Source organism: Paenibacillus sp. M-152 (genome assembly GCF_003856555.1).
GTDB lineage: Bacteria > Bacillota > Bacilli > Paenibacillales > Paenibacillaceae > Paenibacillus > Paenibacillus polymyxa_C.
Window position 1 is genome coordinate 2,899,390 of the sequence record NZ_CP034141.1, and the last position, 13,937, is coordinate 2,913,326.

Sequence of the window (13,937 nt, forward strand, 5' to 3'; positions counted from 1 at the left end):
CATATGATACATACATGAAATGTAAAGACACCTTTGTTCTTCCATAATTTTTGTGGAAAGGGGTTTGATATGAATCGTATGGCTTTGGTTTTTCCTGGACAAGGATCTCAGTATGTAGGAATGGGGGCTACATGGCATAGCGGCTTTGCAGAAGCGGATCGCTTGTTCGAAGAGGCTGCTGATATTTTGGGATATGATCTGAAAGCTTTATGCATGGCAGGTCCGATGACCAAGCTATCCAGAACATTCTATACGCAGCCCGCACTTCTCACGATCAGTGTCATTGCATTCCGGCGTTATATGCATGAAATCGGAATTATCCCTGAATTTTCAGCTGGTCATAGCTTAGGTGAATATTCAGCGCTGGTAAGCAGCGGTGTTCTGTCCTTTGGAGACGCTTTACGATTAGTCCAAGAGCGGGGACGCTTTATGGAAGAAGCCGCAATGACAAAGCTGGGCAGCATGATTGCCATTCGCGGAGCTGAGCTGGGCGAAGTGGAAGAATGCTGTCGTTTGTACTCCACAGTCGATCAGCCTGCAGCCATTGCATGTTACAATTCACCTAGCCAAAACGTCGTTTCAGGTCATCATACCTCTGTCGCTTTGGCAGCTGGCGAGTTAGAACAGCGAGGTGCCCAAATTACGCGGTTGCAGGTCAGCGGCTCTTTTCATAGTCCGCTTATGCAGCCTGCTGCGGACAGACTGGCCGCAGAGCTGCAAAAGTACACTTTAAATGAAGAGAAGTGGCCCGTGATCTCCAATGTGACCGCTCAGCCATACCGCGATCTTGACAGCATACGCCAAGGATTGATTTTGCAAATGACTCACCCGGTTCGATGGATTCAAACCGTGCAATATATGATGAATCATGGCGTAAAACAAGGCATCGAGTTAGGTCCACGAACAGTGCTGAAAAATTTAGTGAGGGAAATAAGCCCTAATATCGAAGTGCTGTCCTTGGACAGAGACTTGGATCGCTTTGAACTGGGCCGCCGTTTCTCGATCCGTGATTGGATTGCCTGTTCCCTGTCACTAGCAGTGTCTACTCCCAACGCCAATTGGAATGAAGATGAGTATCGAAAGGGTGTTATTTTACCTGTGCGCAGACTGGAAAAATTACTGCGAAACTTGCAATCAGGCAGTAGTTCGCCTCCTGCTTCTGAGCAAAGACAGGAAATACTGGAGTGTATTTGCCTTGTGTTGCAAACCAAACAGGTCTCCGAAGGAGAGCGGAAAGCAATGCTAGAGCAATTGAGGAGGGATCAGGATGGAGCAGTTTCAAACCTTAGTTGAAATCATTCAGGACCGTGCAAGCCGGGATGAGAACGGAATCATTTTTATTTCCGGTGATAAACAAGAGGAATACGTATCCTACAGGAAACTTCTGGAGCAAGCATTACAGGTGCTTTATGAATTACAGGAACAAGGAGTAAAACCCGGCGATGAGCTGATCATACAGATCGACGACAACCATAACTTTTTGAATGTATTTTGGGGTTGCCTGATTGGTGGAATCGTTCCTGTACCTGTAAGCATAGGGAATAATGATGAGCATAAAATGAAATTGTTTAAAATCTGGAACACACTCTCCCGCCCATATATGGTTGCAGATGACAAGGTATTAGAGCAGCTTGAAAAATACGCGCAAGAGCACGAGCAGCTGGATTCCTTTGAGCCGGTTAAAAAAGCGACTTTTTCAAGCCATAGATTCGATTATTCCACTCAGAATAAAGGTGTAGTTCATGTATCCAAACCGGAGGAGCTAGCTTTTATCCAATTCTCCTCGGGTTCTACAGGCGATCCCAAAGGAGTCATGCTGACGCATGAAAATCTAGTTTACAATATCCGGGATATTGTAAATCAAACAGACATGAGCTCCAAGGATGCTTATTTGGGCTGGATGCCGCTTACGCATGACCTGGGATTGATCGCATTTCATTTAACCTGTGTGATTGCTAATGCCAAACAGCTGATTATGCCGACGGCACTTTTTATCAGGCGTCCGTCTTTGTGGCTGAAAAAAGTATCGGAGCATAAGGTTACTCAAATATGCTCTCCCAATTTTGGATATAAATTTTTTCTCGATCAGTATAAACCTGAAACAGCAGCTAACTGGGATTTGACGAGTGTTCGTATGATTTTAAATGGAGCTGAGCCAATATCTGTAGAGCTTTGTCATGTGTTTATGGATGCAATGAGTGTTCATGGTTTGAATAAAAATGCCATGTTACCCGTCTACGGGCTGGCAGAAGCGAGTGTAGGTGTTTCCTCTCCGCCTCTGGACAAAAACACTTTTATTCCCATTCATTTGAACCGGCACCAGTTACACGTTGGTGAGCCTGTAGAAGAAGTGGACAAGTCTGACAAGCGGTGTCTTACTTTTTTGGATTTGGGTTATCCATTGGCTAATACCTCTGTCCGTATTTGTGATGAACAAAATCAGGTGCTTGATGATGGGGTGATTGGATACACGCAAATCCGCGGCAAAAATGTTACATCCGGATATTATAACAATCCAGAAGCTACCGCAAAGGTTATAACGGAGGATGGCTGGCTTATCACTGGAGATTTAGGGTTTATGCGAAACGGACGCCTGACTATTACCGGTAGAGCCAAGGATATCATTTTTGTGAACGGACAGAATGTCTACCCACATGATATTGAGAGAATCGCCGAGGAACTGGATGGTGTGGAACTCGGAAAAGTAGCTGTGTGCGGTGTACATGATACGCAAACGAGGCAGGATCGTATTATAGCCTTTGTAATGCACGCAAAAAAAATAGAGCATTTTGTACCGCTTGCCCAAAAGCTGAAAAGCCATCTGAATTACCGGGGAGGCTGGCATATTCACAAGGTGGTTCCGATCCGGCGTATACCTAAAACAACCAGTGGAAAGGTTCAGCGCTTCAAATTAGCCCAGAGTTATGAGCAGGGCGAATTTGATGAAATATTGACAGCACTGGCCGAGGCTGTTCGGGTCACACAATCAGCTGAGCGTGCGGTCTTGCCTCAAGGAGAAGTAGAGAAGAAGCTGATTGGAATATGCCAGGATATTTTAAATATAAAGTCGATCGGGACAGACGACAGCTACTTTGATATCGGAGTAACTTCCTTGCAGCTTGTTCAAATTGTGGACCAATTGGAGGATCAATTAGGAATTCATATTGAGGTGACGGACTTCTTTTCCTATCCGACCATCGCCAAGCTGGCTGCGTATATCTCCAGTCAAAATCTAAACGGAGATGCAGCTGCAACAGCAGAGTCCAAAGCCAAGGAAGAAGCAAATGTCCGGGATATCGCCATCATCGGCATGTCAGGCAGGTTTCCTCAAGCGGAAACATTAGAGCAGTTTTGGGCGAATGTAGCATCAGGCGCTGATAATATCGGCCCGTACAGCGACGAAAGAAGAAAAGATGCCGAAGCTTTTCTTTCGCGTCTGAATACGGAAGGACGGAATATGCAAATTGCAGAAGGCGGTTATCTGGATGAAGTAGACAAGTTCGATTACTCCTTCTTTAAACTGACTCCAAGAGAGGCTTCGCTCATGGACCCGAACCAACGGTTATTTCTAGAAACAGCCTGGAGCACGATTGAGGATGCAGGGTATGGGGGAAAGCAACTGGCAGGCCAAAAGGTCGGTGTATATGTCGGCTTCTCCAAGACCAGCTTTGAATATGAGCGTTTGTTGTCCGAGGTAGAACCAGGCGCGCTGCCGAACTTTGCCATTGGTAATTTACCGTCCATTATTTCCAGCCGGATTGCATATTTGCTCGATCTGAAAGGTCCAGCAGTAACAATTGATACAGCATGCTCTTCTTCACTCGTGGCAGTGCATTTGGCCTGCAAGTCCATCCTTAATGGAGACTGCGATATGGCCTTGGCAGGTGGAGTGAAAACGATTTTGTTGCCGCTGAAAGCCGGTATTGGCATGGAATCCTCCGATGATCGGGCACGCGCCTTCGACGACCAGTCGGACGGAACGGGCTGGGGTGAAGGAGTTGGTGCTGTTTTCCTGAAACCGCTGCGCAAAGCGGAACAAGACGGCGACCACATTTTAGCCGTGATCAAGGGTAGCGCCATCAATCAGGACGGCAGCACGATTGGTATTTCCGCGCCTAATGCGCTGGCTCAGGCAGAAGTCATTTTGCAGGCGTGGCGCGATGCACGGACTGATCCTGAAACGATCAGCTATATCGAAGCTCATGGAACCGGAACCAAACTGGGCGATCCGGTTGAAATTGACGGCATTGCCAAGGCTTTCCGCAAGCATACACAGCGTAAGCAGTTTGCGGCGATCAGCACGGTCAAAACGAATATCGGTCATTTATACGAAGCCGCCGGGATTGCGGGCTTGATCAAATCCGTGCTGTCCATGAGGCACCAGCAAATTGCGCCGCTTGTTCATTTTCGCACACCAAACCAGAAGATTCATTTTGAGGAATCCCCGGTATATGCCAATACGAAGCTGAGGGAATGGAAGACGGACGGATTCCCGAGAAGAAGCGGGGTGAGTTCCTTTGGATTCAGTGGGACGAACTGCCATGTGGTGCTGGAGGAGTATATAGCGAAGACAAAACCAGATCCAAGTCCAACGGACAGCAACAATAAATCATCACCGCTGCTGTTGACCCTGTCGGCGCGGAGTGAATCCGCTTTGCGCCAGTTGGTCGGACGGTACGCAGAACGGTTCGGGCGCGTGGAAGAGATCGTGATGGAGGATGTATGCTATACGGCTAACACAGGCAGAAGCCATCTGAATCACCGGATTGCTGTGACTGCTGCAGGAGCGGATGCGTTAAAAGCGAAGGTGCTTCAGTTGCATGAACAAGGCAGAGTCGTCGAAGGTGTATACACTGGAATAGCGGATAGCATAGGCAGTGCAGAGATGGTCACTGGAAGCTTGGACACGCTCCAATCCCTGGAGCAGCTGTCTGCCAAGTATGTGCAAGGAGCGCAGATCAATTGGAATGCCCTCTATGCAGGTAAGCGTTATAAAAAGGTTTCTCTGCCTACGTATCCATTCGAACGGAAAAGATGCTGGATTAACGTGCCTGAACAGGTTCGAGCGGAACAGAAAACGCCAGTTCATGAAAACTCAACAGTAAAGGAGTCTCGAATGATGGGGAACGAGTATTCAGCGCCAGCATTTGCTGCCGATGATCAGCATAAATCATCTATACTTCAAAAGCTAGCGAAAATGATCGGTAACGTGTCCCAGCTCAGCCTGGAGGAACTGAAGCCGCAGACACATTTTCTCGAGCTTGGGCTGGATTCCATTAATTTGTCCCAGGTTCGCCACAGTATCAAGGATACCTTCGGACTAGACATTCCAATGAACGAATTTTTCGAATCGTTGACCACGCTGGAACGGTTGGCCAGCTACGTAGCCGAACGGGCGAGCATTTCTACTTCTGTTGAACTCCCGGGTCAGTCTATGGAAAATCGTCCAGAAGCAACGCTGAAACAGTTTCATCATGCAGCTTTTCCGTTAACCCAACCGACTCTTAAATCCGCCGTTCCGGCTGGACCCACACGGGCTCCAAACTTTCCAATCGCTACAGCTCCTACGGCTGTAGAGCGAATTGTGCAGCAACAGCTGCATCTGATGTCACAGCAGCTTGACATTCTCCAGCATCAGCCGGCTGCATCCGTAATAGCTTCCGAGTCATTAAGCCCTCAAACAAGCGCCTCTCCATCGGGAATTAGTGAAAGCACGCAGATCATCCATACGGAACCGAAGCAGAAAGTTGCGGCTGGATTAACACCAGCTCCATCCGTAAAGGCTGCTTCCAAGCAGGCAGGACATGAAGCCAAGCCGTATACGCCCTATAAAAAGCTGGATGTTAAAGCAAGTGAATTGCTTTCGCTCCGTCAGGAACAACACCTGCAAGAGCTGATAGAGCGCTACACGGCCCGTACGTGCAGCACCAAAAAATACACTCAGCAGTACCGTTCCGTATACGCAAATAACCGGAATGTGGCTGGCTTTCGGCCTGCTTTGAAGGAAATGGTGTACCAAATTGTATCCCAACGTGCAGACGGGGCTAAAATCTGGGATTTGGATGGCAATGAATATGTCGATTTGACGATGGGCTTTGGCGTAAATCTGTTCGGGCACAATCCGGCCTTTATTCGTGAAAAAATTGAGGAAGAGCTGAAGCACGGCATGTGTATCGGCCCCATGTCCAACATAGCCGGACAGGTGGCCGAACGAATATGCAAGATGACCGGGGTGGAACGAGTTGCCATGTATAATTCCGGCACCGAGGCCGTTATGGTCGCGCTCCGTTTGGCGCGTGCTGCCACAGGACGAGCTAAAATCGTCATTTTTGCTGGCTCGTATCACGGTACATTCGACGGGGTGCTGGCGCTGGGGAGTGCAGATGACAACAAGGAACATTCGACACCTCTAGCTCCAGGCATCTTGCAGCATATGGTAGACGATGTCGTCGTGCTTCCTTATGGGACGGACGATTCCCTGAATTATATTCGCACTCATGCGCATGAACTGGCCGCGGTCATGGTGGAGCCGGTGCAAAGCCGCCGACCTGATTTTCAGCCCAAAACCTTTTTGCAGGAAATTCGCCAGATTACGAAGCAGTCGGGTACTGCCTTCATTTTTGATGAAGTCATCACAGGCTTCCGAATTCAGCCCGGAGGAGCTCAAGCGTGGTTTGGAGTACATGCGGATCTCGTGACCTACGGTAAAATCATTGGCGGTGGGCTACCCATTGGGATCGTAGCCGGAAAAGCCGCCTTTATGAACGGGATTGACGGAGGCACATGGAGATTCGGGGACGATTCCTATCCACAGCATGACCAGCAGCGAACCTTTGTCGCAGGAACCTTCTGCCATCATCCGCTGGCCATGGCTGCATCTTTAGCGGTGCTGGACCATTTGGAGAAAAATGGTGAGCAGCTGCAAAATCGCTTGAACAGCCGTACCTCGGCGTTAGCGGCGGAGCTAAACAGCTATTTCACTGACGAACACGTACCTATGAAGGTCGTTCACTTTGGCTCCCTATTTCGCTTTGTGCTCAAGGGCGATCTGGAGTTGTTCTTTTATCACATGCTGGACAAAGGCATCTATATTTGGGAAGGACGCAACTGCTTCTTGTCCACGGCCCATACCGAGAAAGATATAGCGCGTATCGTACAAGCTGTCAAGGATAGCGTGGACGAGCTGCGCAAAGGTGGCTTTTTACCGGACCCGCCCCCGAATGGGAACGGCCCGGGGCCGGGCAAGCAGCCTGTAACGGTACCTGCAGATGCTGAAGCAGCTGATACTGTTATTGCGTTAACGCCAGATCAAAAACAGCTTTGGTTCGCCTCTGTTTCAGAACGCGGCGATTCTCTATCTTTACACGAAACCGCCTTGTTGCGGTTTCGTGGTCCGCTTCAGCAGCAGGCGTTCAACGAGGCTGTCCAGACCATTGTAAACCGTCATGAAGCCTTACATATCTATATGAGCGGAGATGGAGAAACTCAGGTGATCGCTCCTGAGATGAAAGTGGAAGTCCCGCTCTATGATTTTACCACTCACCATCCCGATGAACAGGAGCAGCATCTCCGGGCATGGATGATCAAGAACAGCGAAACCCCGTTTAACATGATACCAGGTGAGCCGCTATTCCGGATTCACCTACTAAAAATATCAGATGAGGAGCATCTGAATGTCTTTACGTTCCATCACTTTATCGCGGATGGTTGGTCAATCGGTGTATTTATTGAGGAACTGGAACACATCTATTCTGCGCTTGTCCGGCATGCTGACTACAACCTTCCTGAACCGATACCTTTTCGGAATTATGTGGTTTGGCAGCAGGACCAGTTGAAAGCAGGAAAGGAAGAGGCCCTGGCTTTTTGGTCGGCGATGCTGGAAAAACAGCAGCCTGTCCTCCAGCTGCCATCTCCAGTGAGGGGAGTGCAGATTCTGTCCTCTAGAGGAAGCAGACATACCCTAATTCTTGAGACGCCGCTTGTTAAACAATTGAGGTCTGCTAGCATAAAGCTTGGCAGCAGTCTTTTTATAACGCTGTTATCCGCCTTTCAGATTTTTCTGCATCGCCTGACAGGGCAGCGGGAAATAACGGTGGGGGTTCCCACCGCAGGACAATCCCATATGGACGCATTCTCTTTGATCGGCAACTGTGTCAACCTGCTTCCGGTCATCAGCGAAGTGCGTCCTGATTCTACTTTTATGGAGCATGCTCACACGGTCAAAAAGCGCATGAATGAACTGGAAAGCTATCAAAAGTACAGCTTTGCCGGACTCGCTCAGCTGGGGCTAAAACATTTACCTATCATAAAGGCTGTATTCAATATGGATCGACCGATTCCGCGTTTTCAATTCCATAAACTGGAGACGGAGCTCGTTGAACATGAGGTATCATTCAGCAAATATGAGTTGTTTTTGAACGTGACAGAGACGCAGAAGCAATTACGTCTTGATTTTGACTATAATGCAGATCTTTTTCAGCCAAACATAATCTTGGCCTGGTCAGGATATTTCCTGAATCTGCTGCATTCCCTTGTAGAGGAAGAAGGGGCTCGCGTTTCCGCGCTGACGTTACTCCGTGCGTCGGAGACCGAAAAACTTCGAGCAGCATGGGCAGCGAATACCGATGCCAATGGAAACTATCTTTGCGCCCTTGATGCGTACAAGCATTTGGCGCCTGTCGGGACAGCAGGGGAGGCGTATCAAGCCTCAGCAGCAGGTCTGTTGGGAACGACCCAGGAATGGGTTTATGTGGAGAACGATGGTAAGCTGCGGCATATCGGAAATTTGAATCGGGTCATCCATATTCGCGGGCATCAGGTTAATCTGGAGCAGTTGGAGAAACACCTGCTGCAGGTTCTCCAATTGGAGTCCTGCGTCATTACACCGCAAACGGACGAAACTGGAATCGTCTCATATATAAGCGCCTATGTGGTCGCAAACGCATCGAAGCCTTGGGAAGCAGACGCATTAAAAAAGGCTGTAATTGAAATGCTTCCAGATTATACGCAGCCCCGTTTTTGGATTCTGATGGATCATATTCCTCTTCTGCCGAATGGCCAGCCTGATCTACAGGCTTTGCCAGCACCGGGACAAGCAGGCGTATTCGCTAAAACAGGCATCGCTTCAGAGAACCGAGGTATGGAAGATCAACTTGTGGACATTTGGAAGGACGTTCTGAATGTAACGGATATCAGCCATGACGATAACTTTTTTCAACTGGGCGGTGATTCGCTAAAAGCGACGGTGATTCTGTCGAGAGTCGGTAAGGAATTGGGGGCACACATTCCGCTTAGCCGCATTTTTGAGCTGCAAACGATTGCTGATCTGACTGCATATATTGCGGGTGGGAGCAAGAGGGCCTACGAACCGATTGTAGCTGTGAACAGACAAGCCTTTTATCCGGTATCTTTTGCCCAAAAGAGAATGTACGTGCTTGAACAGCTAGGAGCCGGAATGGCCTATCATGTCCCTGGCCAGCTTTTCATAGAGGGAGCTCTGGAGGTTCCCCGCTTCATTGAAGCCGTTAAGGAAGTTATTTCTCGTCATGAATCTTTTCGGACATACTTCGATCTGGAAGACGGGGAAGTGGTGCAAAAAGTTCGGGACACCATTCCATTCGATATCCCGCATACCCGTATTTCCAAGGAAGAAGCAAAACAGGCCAGGACCTTGTTTGTTCAGCCTTTTCAGCTGGGAACAGCTCCTTTATTCCGCGCCGAACTGCTCGAATTTATCGAAGGTGGCTTCAATCTGCTCGTGGATATACATCATATCGTGTCTGATGGTTTTTCCATGGCTGTACTGCTTAATGAAATCATTCAACGGTACCAGGGTAGACAACTTGCGAACATTCAGCTTCATTATAAAGACTTTGTTGCTTGGCAGAAGCAGCAAATAACTGATGAGGCATGGAAAGCGCATGAATCATATTGGCTTCAGAACTTGAATGGGGAGCTTCCTATTCTAAATATGCCAACAGACTTTCCACGTCCGCAAGTACAAAGCTTTGAAGGTGACAGCTTGACCGTCACATTGGAATCCAAACTAGCGAGCAGACTCTATAAATTGGCCCAGGATACAAAGTCCACGATCTTTATGGTGCTTTTGGCGGTTTATAATGTCCTGCTGGGCAAATATGCGGGTCAAGAGGACATCATCGTAGGTACACCTGTTGCCGGAAGACGGCATGTAGACACGCAAGCGATGATTGGCATGTTCGTCAATACGCTGGTGCTTCGTAACCAGCCGCAATCTTCTTTAACGTTCCAATCCTTTTTGCAGGAGGTTAAGCAAAACTTGCTGCTGGCACTGGAGCATCAGGAATACCCGTTTGATAAGCTTGTAGACAAGCTGGAACTGGTACGCGATGTAAGTCGAAATCCGATATTCGATACGATGTTCAGTTTGCAAAATGTCGGCACAGATATTGTGGAAGCAGGAGGTATTCGTTTTAAACCGGAGGAATTCAACGCGGGCATATCCAAGGTGGATTTTTCATTGCATGTGACCGAAGAAAAAGAACGATTGTTCTTCACTTTAGAATATGGCACAAAGCTGTTTAAACCGGAGACCGTCCGGCGGCTGGCAGAGCATTTTGTACGAATTTTGGAAAAAGTAACGCAGGATGCAGGGATGCGGTTGGCCGATATTACGATTATTTCAGATGAGGAGAAGCAATTACAGCTAACCGTATTTAATCGTACCGTCGTACCTTTCCCGTTTAATGAGACAGTACACGGGCAGTTTGAAAAGCAGGTTGAACAGACGCCGAGTCATACAGCATTGGTGTTCGGAGATCAGCGTCTGACCTACCGGGAGTTGAATGAACGTGCTAACTCACTGGCACGGGTGCTTCAAGCGAATGGTGTAGGACCCGATAAGCTAGTCGGTTTGATGGCGCCGCGTTCAGCGGAAATGATGATCGGCTTGCTTGCCGTGCTAAAAGCAGGTGGTGCTTATGTGCCTATCGACCCTGAATATCCGTCAGCCCGTATCGAATATATGCTGAGTGACAGTGAGGCTGCCGTACTCCTGACCAGCCACGATCTGGCAGGAGAACACCATTATAACGCCAACATCCTGTTTATTGAAGATGAGGAATTATATCAAGGAGAAAAGACCAATCTGGAAGTTACGACTCAGCCGGAGCATTTAGCCTACGTTATCTACACCTCTGGCTCAACCGGAAATCCGAAAGGAGTGATGCTCCAGCATCGCTCGGTGCTGAATTTTATCACTGGGATGCGTGAAGTGATTGACTTTGCAGCGAATAAAACGATTTTATCGCTAACTACCATATCGTTTGACATTTTCGTTTTGGAAACGATTCTGCCCCTGTTGGGCGGCATGACCGTCGTGCTGGGCGATCGTCATCATCAGGTCGATCCTCAGACACTTGGCGAATTGATTACTACACTCCACGTTGACATGCTGCAAATGACACCATCCCGGCTGCAATTGCTGCTGGGCCATGAGGAAGCTTTCCGTGCGCTGCAAGGTGTGCAGGAGATTATGGTCGGGGGAGAAGCGCTTCCGTCTAGGCTGCTGGAAGCATTGCAGAAATTGAACGGTCCCCGCATTTATAACATGTATGGACCTACGGAAACAACAGTTTGGTCGGCAGTGCAGGAAGTTACCCATGCCAAACAGATCGACATTGGGCGTCCTATCGCGAATACGCAAATGTATGTCATAGATGCGCAGGATAGATTACAACCCATCGGCATACCGGGCGAGCTATGCATTGCAGGGGAAGGGCTAGCCCGCGGCTATTGGAACCGCGAGGAGTTGACGGCGGAAAAATTTGTGGTTAATCCATTCTCCACAGGCACACGAATGTACAGAACGGGTGACCTGGCTCGCTGGAAAGCAGATGGGAACCTGGAGTTTATCGGCCGAATCGATCATCAGGTAAAAGTACGCGGATTCCGGATTGAGCTGGGCGAGGTTGAACATGCCTTGATGAGCCATTCTGCAATTCAGGAGGCTGTTGTCACTGTCAATGAAAGCCAAAATCATGAATCCGTACTATGTGCCTACATTGTACTGAATACAGAAGAAGCACCTAGCTTGACGGCCATTCATGAACATGCTGCCAAACTGCTCCCCTATTACTCGGTTCCGTCTCACTTCGTTTTTCTGGATCAGATACCGTTGACACCGAACGGTAAAACTGATCGAAAAGCATTGCCAGAGCTTGAAGAGCTATCCCGACCGGGTGTGGCCTATGCAGCGCCACGAAATGATGTGGAAGAGGCTTTGGCCGCCGTATGGCAAGATGTTTTGGGACGCGATCAGGTAGGCATTCAGGATAACTTCTTCCTGCTCGGAGGCGACTCTGTTAAAGCCGTTCAAGTCATCGCGCGTATGCGTCTTCACGGGTATTCGCTGGATATCCGGCACGTATTGGAGCATCCGTCCATTGAAATCCTGAGCGGCTATGCAGAAGCACTGGCCCTTCCGATTGAGCAAAGCCTAGTAGATGGGGAGGCGCCACTGACACCGATACAACAACATCTAATCCATCGGTTCGAACGGTGTTCAGCATCCGAGGCACTTCCTGCTACAGCGTCAGTACTGCTGTTAGCAAAGTCGGGCTTTGAAGAGCCGCCCTTGCGTGCCGCATTGAAGAAAATTGTAGAGCACCACGATGCTCTGCGCCTTGGCTTATTACAAGAGGCTGACGGATCAGTTGTGCAAACTCACAAAGAATTGAATGAGGAGCTAATCACTTTGGAGGTGCTGTCGCTAACGGGAACGGAAACCGAAGCACGTAGCCAATTGGCAGCTGAATGTCAACGTCTTCAAAGCAGCCTGCGGCTGTTTGAAGGACCGCGAGTTCGAGCAGGGCTTTTCCGAATGGGTAGCGGTGATCATCTTTTCCTTGCTATAGACCCGCTAGTGGCTGACGCCATTTCATGGAATATTTTGCTGGAAGATCTGGCAACAGGCTACAGGCAAGCGCTGGACAAGGAAACGATTGTCTTACCGTACAAAACGAACGCTTACCAAACGTGGGCAGAGCATCTAGAGCATTATGCGAATAGCAAAGAGCTGCTCAAGGAGCAGGATTATTGGAACAAGATAGAGGTCTCTGAGTGGGGGACGCTTCCCAAAGACCATGGAGTCATTATTGATTCTGGATCGGAGAGACCGACACACCAGCTCCACCTGCAATTATCACCAGACGAAACCCGGCAACTGATGACACAAGTTAATCATGCCTACAACACCGTGCCAGATGAAGTGCTGCTGTCCGTACTAGGTCAGACAGTATCCGAATGGTCAGGACTAGAACGGATTGCGCTCTACGTGGAAAAGCCGGTCCGAGAGCCGGGAGAACAGAGTTCGCTGGATTTCTCTAGAACGGTGGGGCAGTTTACGTCCGTGTATCCAGTTGTACTGGACATCAAATCTGCAGATGATATTTCGATGCTGCTCAAACGTGTGAAGGAGACCATTCGACAGGTTCCCAACCAGGGGCTGGGCTACGGTGTATTAAAATATCTGACCGAAGTCAGTAATCAAACGAATTCCAGCATTTCTCGTTATCCGGAAATCGGGTTCCGTTACATAGACTCCGTGGACCCGGAAACGGTATATTTTTCAACATCGCCGCTGGAAGCTGAGGTGGCATCAGGTTCCCAGGCTGCAAATAGCGCTTCACTTTATGCTCTCTTATTAAGCAGCCGAATGGAAGATGGAAAATTAAACATCCGACTAACCTATGACCGAAATGCATACGAAGAGTGCACGATCAAGCAGCTTCTCTCTCGCTTTAAAACTCACCTGTTAAATGCCATCCGTCATTGCCTGGATCACTCCGGTCAGGAACTGACACCAACAGACGTAGGCGCGGATGATCTGGACCTGGAAGAGTTTGAAGAGATGAAGCACTTCTATGAAAGCCTATAATATTCGGCCGAGGGGGAAATCC

General features: G+C 48.8%; 2 protein-coding genes. Both read left to right on the forward strand.

The features are described from left to right. Window positions 1-69 precede the first annotated feature (69 nt). A complete protein-coding gene (gene fabD, locus EGM68_RS12615) occupies window positions 70-1,293 on the forward strand; it encodes an ACP S-malonyltransferase (protein WP_129549308.1) in 1,224 nt (407 codons plus the stop codon). Next, window positions 1,268-13,915 carry a non-ribosomal peptide synthetase/type I polyketide synthase gene (locus tag EGM68_RS12620; protein ID WP_129549309.1) on the forward strand — a complete coding sequence of 4,216 codons (12,648 nt, stop codon included), beginning with the start codon at window positions 1,268-1,270 and terminating at the stop codon, window positions 13,913-13,915. Before fabD ends, EGM68_RS12620 begins: the two co-directional genes overlap by 26 nt. Window positions 13,916-13,937 lie beyond the last annotated feature (22 nt).